Here is a 20,121-nt window from a genome sequence, read left to right as displayed (position 1 = left end):
AGATATTTGAATTTAGGCGCCAGTCCTTCGGTCCCTGGCCTTCGCGTTGCCCTCTGGGGCCGTACCTGCCAGCGGGTCGAATCGGCGGTGTGCCTGTCGGGCACCGGCTTAGTCCTCCTGTGGGATGGAGTTCGAACCGGCGTTCCGGGTCGTCAGGTAACCGTCCAAACGCTCGGCCGCGCATGTGGGGCAAGATCGAATTGAACACGCCGACCTCAAGGGGTAATTTTGCTCTCAGTGCCAATGACTGCACGATGAACTTCCCGCTGAATTCGCTGCTACCTGCATCGGATACTCGCGCCGAGACGATCGGAGCCGATGCTCGACCGCTTACGGCCTATGCGAGCGCCGCGCTCGAGGCCCGTGGCACATGGGCGGCCCGTCTCGAACGTGAGGACGATCGCCAGAACAGTGACCACACCGAACTCGAATGACAGTCATGGCGAGATCTTGTTGGACGCTCCCGGACGGCTCCACCTAGCGTGACCTCTGGAAAGGCGGAAGGAGTGATCATTTGCGGTACCGGCAGCCCGGGAGTTCCGGGGCGTGGTTCCTTGCTCGTCCTCGGTACGTTGCCGGGCGGACCGGCGAGGCGACCCGGGCCACGCGTCCGTCTTCGTGGCCCACGCCGACCCTCACCGGCGTGACCCCCTGCCTCGACACGGGAACGCCGCGGCTGCAGACCAGCTGTTCCTCCCCCCTCCCCCGAGGGACGTGGCCGGCTCGGCGCCCCCCTACGCCGAGCCGGTCCGCGTCACTCCAGCAGACTCCGAGGGGCCCTTTCGGATCTCCGCTCCGATGTCCTGCCGCGTCGCGGCCAGGACCTCCGAAGTGAACACCATTTCGGAGAGCAGCCGCACGGGCGGGCCGCTGTCTTCCGTGGTGACGAAGTGCACGACCCACTCCAGGTCCGGTTCGGGGAACGGCCGTCGTACCAGGCCCTCGGCCTCTGGCTTGCCGGCGAGCGGTGCGGGGACCAGCGCGATGCCCAGCCCCTTGTGCACCAGCTCCATGAGCATGCTCATGTCGTTGACGGTGAACGCCACGCGCCGTACGAGGCGGCGCGTGGCGAACGCTGCGTCGACGATCCGCCGCGCCGTCCACGTCACGTCGAAGTCGACGAACGGGTGCTTCTCAAGGTCCGGCCAGGTCACTTCGTCACGGGAAGCCAGCGGGTGCCCGGACGCCAGCACCAACTCGAAATCCTCGCGGGCCACCTCGAATGAGTCCAGCTTCTGGCCCGCCATCGGTGTGACGAACGCGCCGGGCTGGGCCAGGAACGCCGCGTTCAGCTCGCCCCGGAGCAACTGGTCGAAGACGGCCTGCGTACCGAGCTGCTCGAACCGGAGCGTGACGCCGGGGAACTGCATGTGGAACGACGCGATCAGCTCGGGCAGGTCGACCAGGTCACCGAGGCACTGCTCGGAGCCGACGGAAAGGGCCCCTTCCGGCGAGTCCTCCGCGAGCTCCCGCAGTGCGGCGCGTGCGTCATGCAGCATGCGGCGGGCGTGCGGGAGGAAGGCGTGACCGGCCGGGGTGAGCGCGACGGCGCGGGGCGTGCGGTCGAACAGCTGGGTGTTCAGCTCACGCTCCAGACCGCGGATCGAAGAGGACAGCCCCGACTGGGTGACATACGTCAGCTCGGCGGCCCGCGTGAAGTTGAGCTCCTCGGCGACCGCGACAAAGAACTCGATCTGCCGGATATCCATGGGTCACCCCCCGCCGAGCATCATATCGATCCAAGCGCCGAGGTCAGAGGGGATGTGCGCCGTCCGTCGGACCTCGGAGTCGTGAACGAGATCTCTGTCAGAACTCGGCCGACCGCCGCAGCACGTGCGCAGATCGATCTCGTCCATGCGGCACAGCAGGGTGACCTGCAAAGCCTCGGGCTACTGCTGAAGACTCATTACGCCGGGATGTACGCGGTGGCGTGCAGCATCCTGGGAAGTGTTCCCGATGCCGAAGACGTCTGCCAGGACGCTGCCATCACGGCGATGTCCCGGCTGGGAGACCTGAGGGATCCCGCGGCGGTGGGGCCGTGGCTCAAGGCCATCGTGCGCAACAACTGCCGCATGCGCCTCCGGGCCCGCCTGCCGGTTCCCGTCGGCTTCCCGGAGGACTCGGCCGTGATGGCCTGCGCCGACGACCCGGCCCTCTACTGCATCGCCACCGACGGTCGGTACCGGCGTCGTGGTGTCGCGACGGCCCTCACGCTGGAGGCGCTACGGATCTCCCGCGAGGCCGGCCACGCGGTCGCCACGCTCCAGGCGAGTTCGATGGGAAGGCCGGTCTACGAGCGCATGGGTTTCACGACCGTCTCGTACTACCGCCTGTTCCAGTTCGATCCGGCGGAGGAGATCTGACCGGAGGCGACTCGGGACGGCGAGAGTGACGTCCTGACACCCGGCCGCCGCCGTCAGCGCACGCGACGACGGAAGGCGTACCCGGGTCGTGAAATCGATGGGCTGAAAAGGCGGCAAAAGGCGGACGATCAGTGGAAGAAGTGCGAATTCAGATCCTCGGTCCGTTGCGGATCTGGCGGGGCGACGTCGAGCTGGATGCCGGCCCCTCGCAGCAGCGTTGCGTGCTGGCCCTCATGCTCGCCCGCGGCGGCGGCCCGGTCAGCATGGCCGAGTTGATCGATCTGCTGTGGGCCGACGACCCTCCGGCCAGCGCGGTCAATGTGATCCACAAGTACGTAGGCGCGCTTCGCCGCCTGCTGGAGCCGGAACTGACGGCTCGCGCGCAGGGCTCATGGCTGATCCGGCACGGCAACGGTTACCGCCTTGTCGCCGGTGCGGACCACCTGGACCTGGCCGCCTTCCGGAGCCAGGTCGACATGGCGAGGAGAAGCCTGCGCGAGCACCGGCCGGACGACGCGCTCGACCACTACATCCAGGGTCTTCGCCTGTGGCAGGGGCCGCCGGGCGACGGCCTGGCCGAGAGCACGGCGGCGTCGGTGGCTCTGCCGGCCCTCGAGGACGAGCTCTTCGAGGCGGCCATGGAGGCCGCCGAGCTGGCCATGCGCCGGAACCAGCCGGCCCGTGTGCTGCCCGTACTGCGGCGAGCGGCCGGCCTGGGGCCGCTGAACGAACCGATCCATGCCCTCTTGATGCGGACGCTGGCCGCGGCGGGCCAGCAGGCCGAGGCGTTGTCCGTCTTCCAGGCCGTACGCGACCGCCTCACCGATGAACTCGGCATCGATCCGGGGTCGAGCCTGAGGGAGGCGTACCGCCAGGTGCTGAACCAGAGCGCCGCGGCAGCGGAGAACCGTCCCGAAGCCGAGCTGCCGAGAACCGGTCGCGGAGTGAATCCCGAGCGGATCGAGCCGGTCGACTCGGCGTTCCTGACTCCGCTCGTCAGACCCGCCCAGCTCCCGCCGGAGCTGCCGAACTTCTTCGGCCGGAAGACCGAACTGTCGACCCTGACCGGACTGTTCGAGAACCGGCGCCTGGGAGAGCGCACGAGCCCGTTGATCGTGGCGATGGACGGTATGGGCGGGGTCGGCAAGTCGACGCTCGCCCTTCATTTCGCCAGCCGGATCGCCGAGCGGATGGAGGACGGCCACCTCCATCTCTACCTGCGGGGAAACGAGACCGAGGCGCTGCCGGTCGGTGACGCCCTGAGATCTCTGCTGCACGCCCTGGGCGTGCCCGCGCAGCGGATTCCGGACACGTTCGACTCGCTGGTGGGCATGTACCGGAGCCTGACCGCGCGCAAGAGCCTCCTGATACTGCTGGACAGCGCTCGCGACGTCTCGCAGGTCCGGCCGTTGCTGCCCAACTCCGCTGAATGCGTCGTCCTGGTGACCAGCCGGGCACCGCTGGTCGGGCTGGCCGCGTTCGACGGCGCCCATCTGCTGCACGTCGACGTCCCCGACATGCCGGAGGCGCACGCACTGCTCGAGAGGCGCCTGCCGCCGCTTCCGCCGGACCTGCGCGACGAGCTCATCGACGAGGTCATCACCGCATGCGGCCGGCTGCCGCTGGCCCTGGCGATCGTGGCGGCCCGGATAAGCGCCCGTCCGCATCTCTCGCCGGCCGCGGTGGCCGCCGAGCTGAGGGATGACGAGGGCCTGCTGGGCGCCTTTCCCGGCGGACACGGCGTCAGCGATCCACGTACCGCCTTCGCCTGGTCCTACCAGCGGTTGAGCATCGGTGCCGCGCGGCTCTTCCGGCTCTCGTCGCTGGCCCTCGGCCCCGACGTCTCCGTGGCCGCGTACGCCAGCCTGGCCGGGCTGGACCCGCGGAAGACGCGTGAGCTTCTGCGGGAGCTGTCGGAGGTGGCGCTGTTCCACGAGCACAGCGCCGGCCGGTTCTCCTCCCACGTCCTTGTGAAGGCCTACGCGAGAGAACTCTGCGCCACGACCGACACCGAGCAGGAGCGGGACGAGGCCACCAGCCGTCTGCTGCAGCACTATCAGCAGCTTCAACGCACAGGTCGCCCTGAAATCGCACCGGACCCCGATCCAGCCGCCGCCCGCGGTGGCCGGCGTCCGTCCGGAGCGGCCCGGGCGTTACAACGAGGCGATGGCATGGTTCGCCGCCGAACATGACGTACTCGGTCACGCGGTACGGGAGGCCGGTCTTGAGGTTCCCCCGTTGCGCGGACACCTGCGGTGTGGTCACTTGTGAGGGGGCTGCGCATTTCGTTGCTGTCCGTGAGGGTCTGAGAGCAGTATTCTCGCTGCCGGGTGGAATTGGCACGGTTATTCAAGTATCCGTCGCCAGTCTTCTGTTTTGGCTGATCCCGTGTGTGGCCCGTCTTGTCGGCGGTCTGATCGCAGAAATCTATCGGGTGGAAATGTTGGGGCGGGTGGTCTGCGGTAGAAGGGCAGCGGGCTGTTCAGCCGACTTTCACCTGGTGTTGTGGAAAGAAGTTCGCGTTCGTACATAGACTGCTGCCGCAGGTTCAGGGGCTCATCGGACCGCAGGCTCTCTGACACCGGTGAGTTTGGCGGATCCGGCGTTGTGTCTTCGCGAGGAGACGAATGACCGAACGGAACCGACCGTGGCGCACGTCCAGCCGGAGCGGTGCAGCTTTCTGCGTGCAGGCGCGAGCGATGCATGTGCGCGCCGTATCCGGGACGCGTGAGCGGCCGGCCGAAGACGGGCGGCGCGGCGGCGTCGGAATTTCCGCGCTGCCGACGTCCTCGCCCGTGCGGGACCGGGTGGACGCAGGGAAGACATCCGCCAAGGACGACTTCTTCGAGGAGTTCGACTGGCTCGCCGCCGCGATCGACAGCGGCTGGCCGCAGGTCGAGGCGCCCGAGCCTCCCCGCCCGGCCGATCCGCCGGATCCACCTGCGCCGTTGCCGCCCTGGTACGTGCGCCAGGGCGGGTTCGGCGACGGCGGGGTGTCGTCGATGGCAGAGGTGGTCAGCGAGTCCGTACCGGAGGGCAAGCCCCTCGACACCACGGTCGACCAGTGGATCACCGGGGTGACCACCGGGATGAAACAGGCGACCGCCGCGAAGGTACGCGCACGGATCATCGCGTTGCTGGGAGAGGACGACCCCCGGGCGTGGGAGCGGCTGCTGCGCCACGGCAAGCTGATCGTCGCGGACGGCGTGCGGGTGAAGCTGACCTTCTCCGCCGAGCAGCTCGGCTACGAGCCCGGCGAGCCGGCCGAGCCCGGCTACCAGACCTACTTCAGCAAGTACGGTGACACCTCCTACGCGGAGGGCGAGTCGTCCCACCGCCGGACCGCCGGAGGCGCCCGGATCGAGCCGGTGCTGTTCGTCGCGGCGGCCGCGCAGGGGGGCCTGTCACACGTATCGCCGTCGGTGAAGGTCGGCGCGGAGCAGGGCCACTCCTCCGGGCACAGCGTCGCGATGGAGGTACAGTCCGGAAACCGGGTCATCGCGAACGCGACTCACCTGTTCACCGCGAAGGTCCGGGTCGCGGCGGCGGTGAACCGCGAGGCCGGCCGCGCCGTGGTGCTGCCCGGCAAGGCGCGGCTGGCGTTCCCGACGGTGTACTCCTCGGCCGCCGAGGAACGGCCCGGCGACGGCGGGCATCCGACCCTGCGGGTGGTCGAGCCGTCGGTGTTGCAGGGCCTCGACCACGCGGTCAACGCCGCGGTCCCCGGGGACCTGCTGGACGCGCTGACGGAGACGCTCGAGAACGAGCTCGGCCTACCGGAAAAGGCGGTCGACGAGATCCGTCAGGAGATCGCCGAGGAGTACCTGAACGAGAAGACGCTGAAGGACCGCAGCCAGTGGTGGCTCACCAACAGCTGGGTCTCGGGCCTCATCACCAAGAAGCTGTCCTGGTTGCGCTCGTTCAGCGGTCACCTGGAGATCAGCGCGATCCCGCGCACGGTGCGTTACGTCACCACGACCGAGCAGGAAGTGCTCATCCGCAACGACATCGCGGACACGGCCATGTTCCGCGACGGCGGCGAGCATGAGAGCTCGGCGAACATCGCGCCGGGGCTCGCGCTGGGCGTCGAGATCGGCGACCACCTGGCCACGCCCGGCTTCGACCCCCTGAAGATCTCTTCGGAGCACGGCCACGGACGGACGGTGGCCGGAGGCGGGCAGACCAAGAACGCCATCATGCGCAAGGACCGGCTGGTCCGCTACCGGACCGAGTTCGAGATGACGGTCATCCTCCGGTCGGACAAGGGCCAGGCCAAGGTGACCAGACCGGTCCTCGGCGAACTGGCCGTCGGCCGCGAGCACGCCAAAGAGTTCGAACGCCGGGCCCTGGGCGGGAAGCACACCGGCTCCGGGCTCGTGATGGCACCCGGGGAGTTCGAGGTGCCCGACGGACGCGAGCCGGCACCCGTGCTTCCACCGCGACAGAAGGCGGGTTTCACGCAGCGGCTCCGGGACAGGTTCATCCGGAGCGACACGACGCCGGCGCCGTTCCCCAGTGGCGGCGTACGCGGTGTGGACGACCTGCTGCGGCTCGCCGGCCGGGGGCCGATCGAGATCGCCCTGCCGCCGGCCCTGCACGACGGCCGGGCGCCGACCGGGCTGCGGTCGGAGGGCCGGCGGGCGCTGCTCGGAAACCCGGGCGTCACGTGGGTCTTCATGGGGGACGAGGCGTCGAGTCTCGTCTCGCGCGCCGAGGGCCCGGCCAACGCGTCCTGGCGGTACGTGGTGGACGACGAGGCCCGGGTGGTGGGCGCCCTGTTCATGGAGGAACAGCCGACGGGCGTACGGGAACCGCGCGGGTACGTCCCCAACCCCGCGGCGACCGCCCCGCCGAAGGACGCGGAGCAGCAGCGCCCGGACGCGGCGACGGAGCCCACGCGGGAAACGGTGACGGAGCCAACGCGGGAACCGGTGACGGAGACGTCCGATCCGGTCGGCGAGCTGGACCGGGCGCTGCGCGTGGCCGGCCTGAGCGGCGTCGCCGACTTCGTCACGGGCGGCGGTGTACCGCAGGTTCAGCTCAGTGACGCGCTCCGCCGGCGGCTGGACAAGGCCGCCGCCTCCGACCCGCTGGCCCGGGCCGTCATTCTGATGCGCACCGCACCGGGGATCCATGTCATTGGCGCCGACGGCCGGCCGCTCGCGGCCGAGGACCCCGACGACGAATCGGCCGAGGAGCGGCACGACGCCGGAACGCCGGTCGTGCCGCCGGAGAGCCGGTTCGTCATCGACGGCGTCGGCAGCGGGCACGGCCCGCTGCGGCCCTGGCATCACGTCCCGCATCCGCGCGAACCGAGGGCGCTCGCCGCCCGGAAGGGGCTCGGCCGCGGCATCGTCCGTGAGACGCCCGGCCTCGAAGAGGTGTACCGGGAAGTGCGGAACGCCCTGGCGCACCAGATGCGCGCCGCTGGCGTCGAGAACGCGCTCACGGCGAGCGAACGCCAGCACCTGGCACGGGTGCTGGCGATGAAATTCGGTGTGCCCGGCCTACGGGGTGCCTACGCAGGCCTGCTCGACGGTGGCGTCGCGCACGAGGTGCAGGTCGGCGACTACGTGTTCACGGTCATGCTGGACGCGGAGCTGCGCCACCTGCGCCGTGAGCCGGTGGCCGAGACCGGCGTCACCCTGGACGCCCAGCGCAAGGGCGTCACGACGATGGACGTCGAGGAGAAGCGCGGCGTGGGGCTCGGCGCCGGTTTCGACATCCGGTTCCGGGCCAAGCTGGCCCACGTTTTCAGCATGGACATCAACGCGTTGAAGCTCGGCTACAAGCGTTCCTGGGCGCACAAGGTCATCGACAGCACGGGCATCAAGGAGTACCGCCGCGACCGGACCGCCGGGAACGTCACGCGGTTCGAGTACGAGACCGCCTACAAGCTGGCGGTCACCACCCGCCGGGCGTCCGAGGGCGTCGTCGCCGCCCAGGTCCGGGAGTTGTCCGGCGACGCGTACTGGACCGCCGTGACCGTGTCCGACGCCCACCTGCCGGACGAGCCCGTGTCCGCCGACGAGCTGCTGGAGGTCGGCCGGGTCACGGTGGAGAACGGCCCGCTGACAGATGAGGGCGTCCAGGAGCTCGCCGGCGGGCAGGGTAAGGAGTTCGACCTCAGCGAGAAGGGGCTGTCCGGCATCCAGGTCGGCCTCATCGGCGTCAGCGAGATATCGACGCAACTGGCCGCGATGGTGGCCCAGCACAACCACCTGTCCTGGGCCGGGACGAAATCGGACGCGTTCCAGGAGGTCCTGGGGAAGATCGTGCCGTCCGGCGGCCGGTACGGAGTCGCCGAGCGGATCCTGCGGGCCGGCACGCAGACCTTCCTGGAGGCCAACGCCCGGACGACGATGCGCGAGAGGGGCCTGGTGGTTCCGCTGCCGCCGACCGCGGACGGGTGGCAGCAGGAGGTCAGGATCCGCATGCGGACCTTCAACGCTCGTCACGACAAGACGGTCAAGGGCGGCACGCTGGAGCAGTACACCGAGGCCGACCTTCGCTTCGGCGAGGAGAACGAGGTCACCGACACGCTCGACGCTGCCGCCGGCCTGAGCGGCGTCGGGCGGATCGGCGGGACCCCGCCCCAGGAGGGCGCACGCACGGCCAGCCAGAAGTCGAGCAGTCAGATCTCGGGCGGGGTCATCGGCAGCGGGGGCGCGTCGTGGGGCCGGCACGACGGCGACCTGGGCGGCGGCCTGGACCTGAACCTCGGCACGTACTCCGGCGACGGCGAGATGTTCGGCGCCGACCCGGTGTACACGCTGGAGTACCGCCGCTGGCGTCGCCGGTCTCGGATTCCCGAGCGGCCCAAGGACCAGAACGTGTTGAAAAAGAAGCGAGCCACGCCCACACCTTTCTCCTACACGGTCACCCGGCACGTCAGGATCGACCGTGGGATGGAGATCCTCGCGCCGTACGTGCGCGCGGCCGACCACGGCCTGCCCGTTCCCGCCCGCGACGGTGTGACCGTTCCCGCCGGCGACGGCCTGACCGTTCCCGCCCGCGACGACCGGCCCGTCGTGCAGGGCGAGCGCGGCTACCTCGAGAAGAACCTCGCGCTGGCGGTCGCGTACGTGGAGGACGTGGACGCCGGCGGGGTCGGCGACACCATTCGGCGGATGCTCGGCGAGCGCGTCGATCCGGAGCTGCTGCGCGCGGTGGAGACGGCGTTCTCCGAGGAGGCGGTCCGCGCCCAGTACGGCATCGCGCGCCGCGGCGGGATCCGCCGGATCTTCACGATGCCGGCGAAGCTCTGGCCCGACCACGGCGCCTGGGACCACATGAAGATGTCCCCGCGCACCAGCGGCACCATGCACACCGGCATCCGGGTCACGGCCACGGAGCAGTCGGTCGAGTACGAGCGGCCCCGGCCGGACGTCAAGGTGACGACCGGCGGACAGGCGTTCATCCAGAAGGGCAAGGCCCGCAGCCGCGGACGCACCGGCCGGGTGTCCGGCTTTGTCCACGGCCGGTGGGCGGGCGCGCCGTACGGCCTGCGGCCGGCGGGTGGGGTGAGCGGCGCCTACGAGTCCGGTGGCCGTTCGAAGGTGGGCACGAACTCGACCGCGCGCGACATCCGTCGCGCCACCGCGCAGGACACCTCGCAGGAGTTCACCCACACGGTCACCTACAACATCGAGATCTTCTACCGCTACTCGCCGGACGAGCTCACCCGCAAGGCCGGACGGCTTCTCTCCCTCGCGCCCGAGCTCCTCGAGGTGCTGTCACGAGGGGAGAGCCGGCGGTTGTGGCAGCGCTTCTTCCCGGCCGACCGGCCCTCGGCCGTAACGGAGCAGGTGCCCGGCCGGGCTACGGTCCTCGTCCCCACGCACCTGACGACGACGGCCTCCCGTGCGTCGGCCGCCGGCCCCGTGGCACCACCGGTGACGCTCGCGCCGGCACAGGGCGTCGCCCGAACGACGGCACCTGCTCCCTCGGCGTTGGCGACGGCACTGGCCGAGCACGTGCAAGCGCTGTCGGTGCCGGGAGCCGAGAGGCTGCCGATATGGGCGCCGCTCGCGGCGGTCCCGTGGCGCCGCGTCGACCATGAGGCGGTGGAGCAGGGCGTCGAGCCGATCGTGGAGGAGTTCGCGCCGGGCACCCAGGACGGCCTCACCCTCGACCTGGCCCTGGATGAACGCAACCTGCGCGCCAACATCGCCGCGCTGCTCGCCGGAACGTACAGCATCCCGCTGGTCAACGGTGACCACCTCACCGTCCAGCTCGTGCCGTCGCGGGCGCGGTGGCTCGGCCGGGGCCGATACTCCGCCCTCAACTTCCCCGAGCACGCCGCCGAACCGGACCGCGTGAACGAGACGCACCGGCGTTCGAGCGGCGGTATCGAGTTCGACCTCGGCCACCCTGCCGGCCATCCGCTGAAGAAGGACGCGGAGCGGCCACTGCTGGACCCGGGAGTCGGTGCCGACCGAGACGGCACGACGGTCCGCGTCACGAAGAGCTCGGCCGGTGACTTCGTCGAGTCCAACCGCCAGCGCGACGGCGACTTCGACTACTACGTGTTCGACGCCGAGTACCACGTCACGGGCCCGTACGGCCATCGGCTCAGGGTCGCGACCGTGGACGGCCTGGCCGGCATGCTGCCCGCCACCGTCGTGGCGCGGCTTCTCGCCAAGGACCCGGACCTTCCCCTCGAGCGGGCCCCGCTCGACGCCGAATGGGCGCAGGATGGGACCCTGCCCTCCGGGGCGGCCGCCCGGATCGTCGAGAACGCCGGTGGCGCGGAGGCCGTGCGCGCCGCCGGAACGCTGCGACTGTGGGCTCCGGCCGAGCACCCGGCGGCCGCCACCGTGACCGCAGGGCGGCTGGCCGCGGACGCCGGCGTCCCGGTCGAACTTCTCATCCGCGACGCCGACGGCTCGATCGACCGCCACCTCGTGGCCGCCGCCGGCGACGAGACCTCGGACGGCGTCGATGCCGCTGGCCTTAAGTGGACGCCCAGCAGCTACAGCGCCGGGGGCTCCTCGGAGGGCGAGGGGACGTTCTGCGTCGAGGTCGCCGTGACCCAGGTCATGATCAACGCCAGATCACAGTGACCTCGACGCAGAACGGCCCCTTGCTGTAGCTCGATTTACTGTATTGCAGGCCGATGTCATCGGTCTCGGCGTTCTTTCGCTGTGGCTCCCGCTCGTCCGTCTCCGGGACGCGCGTCGAGGCGGCCCGATCGTGTCCAGGCTCGGCTTGCGGCTCCTCCAGGAAGACGCGAGGGTGATCCGGACGGGAACGCTCACCGGCCGCAGGGCTCGGCGGCCTGACCCCCGCTGATCCCGATCTGCGCAGGGAGGCGACGGCGGTGGCGTGCAGATGGGGAATGGACGACGCGTCGCTCGCCCCGCTCGTTCCGTCCGGTCCGGCGTCCCCGCTCGACGACCTGAGGAGAGAAACAGGCTGTGACGAGGGGAGCCGGAGCGAAAAATGCTGATCGGGAGCGACGATCAGGAAGGTCGGCCACGCGCCGGCCTCCTGCCGCAGTTCCTCGGCGCTCAGGCTCCGGATCTCCGCCCCGGGTACGTACGTGCGATACCGCCCTCTGCCGAGCGCGACCGCCGCTCCCGTCGCGGTGTCGCCGTCGAACGCCACCCACGTGCCGCTCCGCAGGTCGTCCGGCAGTTCGCTTCTCGTCCTGACGAAGCGGTCGGGTCGACTGAGTTCCTCTTCGACACGCTGAGACAGGCTCATGCCACGGTCGGCCGTCAGGAAGTCCAGCGCGTTGGTCCAGTCGGTGCCGACGATGTCTTCCACCGTGACGCCATTGTTCGGAGCGCCGTGCATGAGCCAGAAGACCGGAGCGTAGTCCGCCAGCGGACGGCCGGGCCCCGCGTGGGGGACCGTGCGCCCGTCGTCCTGCATCGACAGGTGCGCGTCGGTGAGGGTCAGCCCCATGGGAACCCGCGGCGGGTCCTGGCTGAGCAGCGCCTGCGGCACGCGCGAGGAGGACGTCCCTCCCCGCTTGGCCAACGCGGCGGCGGACGACCGGAGTCGCTGGAAGATCGCCTGTCCGAGGCGGAGATTCGATAGCCCGTCGACCGGGTTTCGTACCTCGCCGTCCAGATTGAGGTCCAGTGACGCCGTCACACCGGCCGGCCGGCCCACCGGCCGGCCCAACGTGTCGAACCACCGGACCGTATCGCCTTGGTTCGCCGCCACGAGCGGGCGCCCGGACGAGAGCACCAGCGACACGGCGCCCGAGCGGGCCTGGATGAGCTCGTCTTCGATCGTCGCGGCGGTCGTGTCCGGCGACCGGGTCCGGTACGCACGGCGGACGCGTGGCGACCGGGCCAGCCGTTCCAGCGAAGTCAGGTCGTCGAGCCGCTCGCCCATCCGCCGTACGAAATGCGACGATGGCCGCTGGAGTTCGCCCGGCCGGGCGAACTCCAGCAGGCGGTCCAGGATTTCACCCGCAGTGGCCGCGTCCTGGGTCCCGCGGACCTCAATGCGCCGTTCGCTGCGCCAGTCCAGCTCGCTCCGCCAGAACTCGTGGGCCTCGTATGCGTGCCGCAACCGCTCCGACATCCCCGGGTGCACCGTCTCCAACCGTTCGCGGCGGGCGGCGATCTCCTCCGCGACGGCCTGCTCGAACGTCTGCTGGCGCGCCATCGAGTCTTTGTACAGCCGGCCCAGCTCGGCGTCGTCGAGCGCGAAGGCGGCGACGTCGGTGCGGTGCCAGTCCGACAGCAGCCCGTGCCGGTACGCGAGGTCGGCGGTGAACGGGCGCTCGCCCCGTTCGTCGGAGACGTGGAGGTTGCCATCCTCGTCGACCCGGTCGCGGGCCGGGTCGAAGGAGTGCACGCCGCCGTCGGGGGCGATCCAGGTCGACCGCATCGCGCCGCCGGCCTGCCGGACGTCGACGCGCACGTGGGTGTCGAGGGCGTGCGCCACGTCGCGAGCGACGTACACCGGGTCCTGCCCGAGCACCGATATCCCGGGCGGCAGCTCCGGCAGGACCTGGAGCGACGGGCGGGGACGCCCGTCGCGCGCCGACGCGTTCGCGATCGCCTCGTTCACGGTGTCGCGTGCGGCCTGGACGTCTCTGATCATCGCGTCGACGTCCTGGTTCATCGCCGTCGCCAGGTCGGGTGTCCTCGCGGGCTGCCCGTTCGGGCCGATGCGCTGCGCCGGGTGGACGGCCCGGTTCCCCTGCTCCCACTCCTGGAGTTGGCCCAGCCGCGTCTCATAGGTCCGCCGGTTCGCCGGTTCGGCGACGTCGTCGCCGACGGCTCCGCGGGCGGCCCCGAAGTCGGCCCGCATGGTCTCCACCGCCCACGACAGCGCCGCGCGGTACCTCTGCATCGCGAGGGTCCGGTCGTCGGCGGTGAGGACGACCGGCCGGTCACCGCCGGTCTGGGTACGGATCTGGCGGGCCACGTGCTGGTAGGCCCATGCGGCCTCCAGGTGGTTTTCGGCCGCGCCGGTGAGCAGGGGGGCGAGGTCGAAGGCGGGAGCCCGGCGCATGTCCGGCCAGGGCTCGGTGCGTGGCCGTGCGTCGGCCCGCTCCTGCTCGATCTTGGCGCGCAGCTCGTTGACCTCGGCCTCGAACAGCTCGGCGTACACGTCGCCGCTGATCGGGTCGCTGTGGAACCGGCCCTTGAGCGTCGGCTTGCGGAACATGTGGTGCTGGAACTTGTCCGCGTGGAGCCGCCCACGGAACTGGAGCCGGACCATGTAGACCGGACCCTGCTCCTTGGCGTGCTGCTCACGGCGGTAGTTCTCGGTGCCGGCGCTGTTCTGGTTCAGTGAGGTGACGCGGCTGCCGGGCTGGTCGGGGTTCCAGGTGTACGGGGGTTGGTCCTGGGACGGCTTCAGCTGGGGTCCCACGGAACCGTCGACCTGGTAGTCGCCCTCCAGACGTACGTGGTCGGTGCCGGCGAAGGTCGTCGTGCCGCTCTGGTGCTTGCTGTAGCGCCCGGTTCCGGTGCCCTCCTTCATCGGCGCGATCACCTGCAGGTCGTACAGCCCGCCCTCGAGGAAGAGGTCCGCGCGGGTGTCGGCGTCCCCGGGCATGTGGAGGCCCTCGGCCACCTGGTAGGTGCTGCCGCCGGTCGCCTCCGCGAGGTGGTTGGTCAGGTGCAGCCGCGACAGCAGGATCGGAAGCGACCGGCTGGACTCCTCCTTCGGGCCCCCGGCCCCGAACATCCGCGCGACCGCGCCGGGCTTGAACACCTGTGCGAGCATCTTCTGGGCGATCGGCAGGGCGTCGTCGATCATGGTTCCGGCGATGAACCCGTTGCCCGGCAGCTTCGGCAGGGCCGCCAGGTCACGCCGGGCGGACGGGCCGCGGATCACGCCGGCCTCCGCGATCGCGCGCGGCACCTGGATCTCCAGCCGGCCCGGCACCGTGACCTCCGACGTCCGGTTGTGCCACGTCATCCGGTTGAACTTCCTCTGCAGCAGGTTGTTCAGCGGTCGGCCGGACATCCTGAGTCGCCGCACCTTGACCGTCATCGCCTCGCCGAAGTCGGCCAGGTAATGACCGGACCAGTCGTAGACGGTCTGCTCGGTGACGCCCGTCTCGGCGCGCGTCGTTCCGCGGTGATGCCCTTCGGAGATCTTCGCGGCGCCCGCACCGGACCCGGTGTAGGTGTCCGTGCCGCCCGCGCTGAGCTTGGTCGTGAGGGACTGGGAACCGTCCTTGGACTTGGAAGTCGAGGCGCTGCGGTAGCCGTGGGAGTAGACCTCGATGCCGGTGTTCGGCACGAACTCGCCGACCTTCGGCGCCGAGGTCAGGACGCTGGAGATGTTGATCTCCACGATGTCGGTGAGCAGCCAGCCGGACGGGTGGGCCAGGTAGAAGGAGTGACCGTTCGTGGACAGGAACTCCTCGAACATGCCCACGTCCCGGCCCTGGGCCAGCATCGCCTGGAGCGCGTCGACGCCGCCCTGCATGCGGCCGACGACCCGTCCCCTCCGGTCCCAGATCTCGGCCCCGGCGGCCAGCATGCCGGGTGCCACCGCCTCGATCTGCTCCTTGACGATCTGGTACGTGGTGCGGCCGTCGTCGTGCCGGTAGGTCTGCATGCCGCTGTGGCCGAGCATCCGCCCGCCCGGGTCCTCACGCGTCAGGTACTCGGGCAGTTCCATGTGCTCGAGCGGCGTCTTCGGGCGCGGCAGTGGCCGCCGCTCTTGCGGAAGGACCGTCTCGAACCGCTCCCGCGTCGCCGCCTGCCGGATCGGGAGCGCGCCCGCGGAGTGCAGGTCGTACAGGAGCTGGACGAGCTCGTCCTGGTCGTCGGTCCCGTCCGACAGGTGGGGCACCGTGGTCATCCAGCGCGCCAGGATCTCGGCCACCACGTCGCCGTTCAGGGTGAGGTCACCGTTCCGCCAGGCGTTCATGGCCTCGATCAGCCGCCCGTCCGGCAGGTTCACGGCGCCCTTCGCGTAGTCCAGCAGGTCCTGGCTCCCGGACATGTCGACGGCGCCGGACGAATCCCGCGGTTCCTCCAGCCTCGTGGAACGAGTGAAGGTGGCATTGAAATCCCGCCGGACGTCGGCGTCACGTACCGGCGTCGAGCCCGTACGATGCATCCTCGAAAGGGCGTCTGCGAAGCCGTTGGCGTGGCGGAGACGCCCGGCGCGTTCCGTGTCGAGCGCGCCGGCCGGCTGCGTGGTCCGGGTGCGCAGGTCGGTTCTCCAGCGCGTCAGGACCCTGGCCACGGTGTCACCGCTGAGCGTGAGCTTTCCGTCCTGCCAGCGTGTCAGGGCGTCGGTGAGCTGTGCGTCGGAGATCGGCACGCTGTCATCGGCGTAGCGTTTCAGCGCCTCCGGCTCCGACAACAGGAACATCACCGTGCGCGGGTCGAGCCGTTCCCGCACCAGGCGCTTCGTCCAGATCGGCGCGGGCTTGGAGTGTTTTTCCTGCCGGGCCGAGACGGCGAGGTCCAGCCGGGCGGTGAAGGCGTAGACCTGGTTGAAGTCGAGCTGGATCAGTTCTTTGGCGCCGGTGCGCCCGCTGGAGGTCGAGGTGTTCCACTGCCAGCGCCGGTTGAGGTCGGCCTCGCCGGTCAGCCCGGCGGTGCCGGCGCCGCCGCCGAAGGCGAAGTCCAGCTGGTCCCAGGCGATGCCGAAGGAGTTGTTGTCGGTGAGCCGGTTCTCCAGCAGGGCGAGCTTGATGTCGCCCTTGACGAACTTGTCCCCCGAAGAACCGCTGAACCGTACGTCGTGCATCTCGCCCGAGATGTCCAAGGCTCCGAGGGTGTCGACGAACAGCCCGGTGTCGAACAGCCGGTCGGTGGTGTACTCGCCCTTGAGGATCTCCCGCAGATGAGCCCGTACCCCGATGGTGCCGGCGAACGTGTCGATGTCGGCGTCGGCGGTGCCGGCCGGTCCGGTCAGGTCGGTGAGCGCCCGGCCGGCCAGCTCCCGCAGGCCGGTCGTGTCGACGAAGTAGCCGACCCCCTGGTCGAGGAGGTCGTCGGGCGCGCGCCCCTCCCGCACCGGCCCGCGCTGCTCGGCGGTGCCCAGCGGCATCAGGTGCACCACCGCCGTCTGACCCGGCAGGCGGACCTGCCGCGGGCGCCGGTCCTTGCGCAACCTGTTCCTCGTCTGCTCGGGGGGCCGGCCGACCTCTCCCGTCCGCTCGGGGCGCTGGACGATCTCTCCCGTCCGCCCGGAGTACTTGTACTCGAAGCCGACCTCGTAGTCGCTGGTCAGCGTGAACTCATCGACCTCGCCGGGGTACTCCAGGAGCTCGGGACGGTTGTTCAGGAAGCCGACGCTGTCGGCGGCGCCCACGGTCCGCTGGATCTCCACGCCCATCGCGGCGCCCCTGAGGAACGTGTACAGCCCCCGGAGCGAGACGCCGGCCGCGAGCTTGCGGGACCGGCTGACGCTCTGCCCCGTGGTGTCCATGCCCATCGCCAGGTTCACCGTGTGGTACTCGTTCGTGGTCCGGTGGTACCTCGGGGGGCTCGTGGCGCTCTGCCTGGCCTTGACGGTCACCTTGACCGAGTCGACGTCGAGATCCGTGCCGGCGATGCCGCTGCTGAGCCGGAGCGTGAAGGTCATCCCGTCCTGGTGGATCTGGTCGTAGTGGGAGTCCAGACCCTGCGTGGAGATCATCTTCCTCAGCAGGTCACGGTTGTCCAGCCGCCGGCGAAGCCGGTTGCCGTGGCTGTACCAATGGTGCCGGGCGAACGGGTCGTCCTGGTCCGGTGGCAGGAAGCCGAACCTGCTCACCTCGTTCTCGACGATCCCGCGGAGCCTGCTGACGGCCTCGTCCGACACCCGGACGAGGCCCATCCCGACGCCCTTGCCCTCCTGGACGTGCAGCGGCACGTCTTTGCTCTGCGGGTCCTGCGGACGGCGTCCGGAGTCCAGGACCGCGTCGTCCCGGTACGGCATGGTGTTCCCGTCCGGGGGGTTCTCCAGGGTGGCCCGGTCCACCGTGAAGCCGTGCGCGAACGCCGCCTTCACCGGCATCCGCACCAGCCCGCGCCCACGGACCGGCGTCGTCGGCTCGGCCCGCCGCCCGCCGAGGACGCTCACGGTGGCGTGGTGCTCGAATTCGACGTTGTACGCCGCGGTGCGGCCGGTGTACCGCGGCACCAGGACCCACAGGCCGGTACGCCCCGCGGACAGCGTGTCGGTGCGGGTCGTGCTGTACGACGCCGCGGCGCTGAGGTTCAGGCCCAGACCCTCGATGCCCGGGTTCGGCAGCAGGTCGAACTCCACGCTCAGGGCGGCCGTGGTGGAGTTGGTCAGCGTGTGGCCGCCGCTGCTGCCGTCGATCGCGGTGCGGACGTCCTCCAGGTGCACCTTGTCGCTCACCGCACCGACCTGCTGCGCCGCGGCTGGGTTCAGCAGCCGGCTGTGCACCTGCACCATGGCGATCTTCTTGCCCTGGTCGTCGTGCAGCGTGATCTGGTAGCCGATCTGCCGCCCGTTGACCGCACTGTCGAGGTGGGTGTTCAGGTTCCACAGCTTCTGCAGCAGTTCCTCGCGGGTGACGCTCCCGGCGGGCAGCCGCAGACCCTGCCGGCGCAGGACCGTGAGGGTCTCGTCGAACAGTCGCGGGATGTCGGTGAGGCCCGATGCGTAGTAGTTGCTCGGCAGCGTCCCCCTGCGTCTGTCGACCTCGGGGCCGGTCGCGGTGACCGTGGTCGTGGGTGCCGGAGACTGCTCGGTGTACGGCTTGGGCACCCACACCAGCAGCGCCTCTTTGCCCGACTCCGGGATGTCGTGGCGCGGCAGGCCCTGCCAGCGGGGCACCGGCTCGTTCTTCCTCTGCTCGCGGATCTTGTAGGAGACGTTCACCTCCGGATACGCGATCAGATCCGCCTCGATCCGGCCGTCCTCGACCTTGCCCCGCTCGGCGTCCTTGACGGCCGTCGTGCTCCGGTTGGACTGATTGGCGGTCCCGGCGATCGAGCCGCCGACTCTGATCAGGTTGAGCACACGCGGTGCCAGGCCGCCGATCCCGAACGAGAACCCGATCTTGCCGCGGGTCGCGCCGGTCTGCCCGCCGTACGTCTCCCCGTGCGCGCCGGTGCCGTACGCGGCGTTGATCGTGCCCACGGCCATGGAGGAACCGTCCGGAGCGGCCTGCTTCGACGGCGCGGTGTACGAACCGGCCGGGTTGCGCACGACGCGTTGTGGCCGCTGGGGATCGAAGGTGATCAGGATCTCGATGGACCCCATCGGGACCACCAGCCCGCTCGCGTTGTCGTCCGTACTCCGGCCCAGCAGGTACGGGTAGTTGGCGAGCAGCCGCTGCACCAGATCGTCCTGCTGTTTCTCGGTGAAGGTCTGATCTCGGACGGCCATCTCGAAGCCGATCGCGGCCAGCAGCGCACTCATGTACGGCAGGCCGGCACGGGGCACGCCGATGGAACGGGCCATCCCGTCCAGAGGCCGGCTCTCCGTCACCGGCGCGTCGATCGTCGGCACTTCCCGTGCGCCCGCGGTCAGCGAGGCCGCGATCGGCAGGCCGTCCGGTATGCCGGGTTCGTGCAGCCGGAACGGTTCCGGCACCGGCCCGTCCTGGCTGGGGCGGAAGAACGTCAAGCCGGTGTCCAACGTCAAGCCGTTGTCCAGGTCGAGCCGCATGCCGTCCGGGGCCGCCAGAACCGGCCCGTCGAACTCTCGCGCCAGCGGTTCGGCCACCCCCGCCGCGCCCGGGACCAGCAAGAACGGCTGCATGCCCGGAGCCCTGGCGGCGATCGTGCGGTGCAATGTCGCCGCCGACACCGGGTGGTCACCGACCACCACCCGACCGTCGCGCTCCGCGGCGATCACGAACACGGTCTGCGGCGGCACCAGGTCACCCAGCGCCCCCAGCGTCGCCTCATCGAAACGCAACCCATCGGCGGGCGCACCCGGCAGCCACAACGCCACCGGCCGGCCGCCGACCACACCCACATCCGTGCCGGCCAGCAGCTCGACGAGCGGCGCCGTCCGCTCCGGACCGGACTCCGTGTCCAGCGCGGGGGACCGCATCGCCGATTCCTCGGCGGTAGATTTCTCACCGTCCCGCTCGCTTTCGCCTTCCGCGTCGGCCCAGCGAACGGTCTTCCTCCGGCTCGCCACGGTCGCATTCGCCGTCGGCTGCCCGGAGGTACGAGGAATGTCGTAGGCCCTTGCCTGGACGCAGAAGGATTGCTCGGCCCCGTCACTCCACCTCGATGTGCGCCAAGCGGGTTCGGCCGGCGTGATCTCCGATCGGCCGCCCGCGTCGACGTCGGCCGGATCGACGCGGCAGGGGCCTGTCGCCCGCTGACCACGAGCTGTTCGCATA

The 20,121-nt window shown here is 70.3% G+C and carries 6 protein-coding genes; 4 read left to right on the top strand and 2 right to left on the bottom strand.

What is annotated here, in order from left to right:
* Positions 1-182 precede the first annotated feature (182 nt).
* Positions 183-434 carry a hypothetical protein gene (locus NE236_RS10165; RefSeq protein ID WP_252841631.1) on the top strand — a complete coding sequence of 84 codons (252 nt, stop codon included), beginning with the start codon at positions 183-185 and terminating at the stop codon, positions 432-434.
* Positions 435-734: 300 nt separating this feature from the next.
* Here NE236_RS10165 and NE236_RS10160 read toward each other — a convergent pair whose 3' ends face one another.
* On the bottom strand, positions 735-1,709 hold the full coding sequence (locus NE236_RS10160) for a LysR family transcriptional regulator (protein WP_252841630.1): 975 nt from the start codon (positions 1,707-1,709) through the stop codon (positions 735-737).
* A gap of 81 nt (positions 1,710-1,790) precedes the next feature.
* Here NE236_RS10160 and NE236_RS10155 point away from each other — a divergent pair, with 81 nt between their 5' ends.
* From NE236_RS10155 to NE236_RS10145, 3 genes are all read left to right on the top strand, one after another.
* A complete protein-coding gene (locus NE236_RS10155) occupies positions 1,791-2,363 on the top strand; it encodes an RNA polymerase sigma factor (protein ID WP_252841629.1) in 573 nt (190 codons plus the stop codon).
* Between the two features lie 131 nt (positions 2,364-2,494).
* Positions 2,495-4,555 (top strand): AfsR/SARP family transcriptional regulator, encoded by a 2,061-nt coding sequence (locus tag NE236_RS10150; protein ID WP_252841628.1) that lies wholly within the window; start codon positions 2,495-2,497, stop codon positions 4,553-4,555.
* Between the two features lie 435 nt (positions 4,556-4,990).
* Positions 4,991-11,428 carry a hypothetical protein gene (locus NE236_RS10145; RefSeq protein WP_252841627.1) on the top strand — a complete coding sequence of 2,146 codons (6,438 nt, stop codon included), beginning with the start codon at positions 4,991-4,993 and terminating at the stop codon, positions 11,426-11,428.
* Here the strand turns inward: NE236_RS10145 and NE236_RS10140 are convergent.
* Positions 11,409-19,823, bottom strand: coding sequence for a hypothetical protein (locus NE236_RS10140; RefSeq protein WP_252841626.1), 8,415 nt, complete (start codon positions 19,821-19,823; stop codon positions 11,409-11,411). The two genes, NE236_RS10145 and NE236_RS10140, sit on opposite strands and share 20 nt — an antisense overlap.
* Positions 19,824-20,121: the final 298 nt, after the last annotated feature.

This window comes from Actinoallomurus purpureus, from assembly GCF_024055795.1.
Taxonomy (GTDB): domain Bacteria; phylum Actinomycetota; class Actinomycetes; order Streptosporangiales; family Streptosporangiaceae; genus Actinoallomurus; species Actinoallomurus purpureus.
This window is presented reverse-complemented; position numbering and strand designations above follow the sequence as displayed.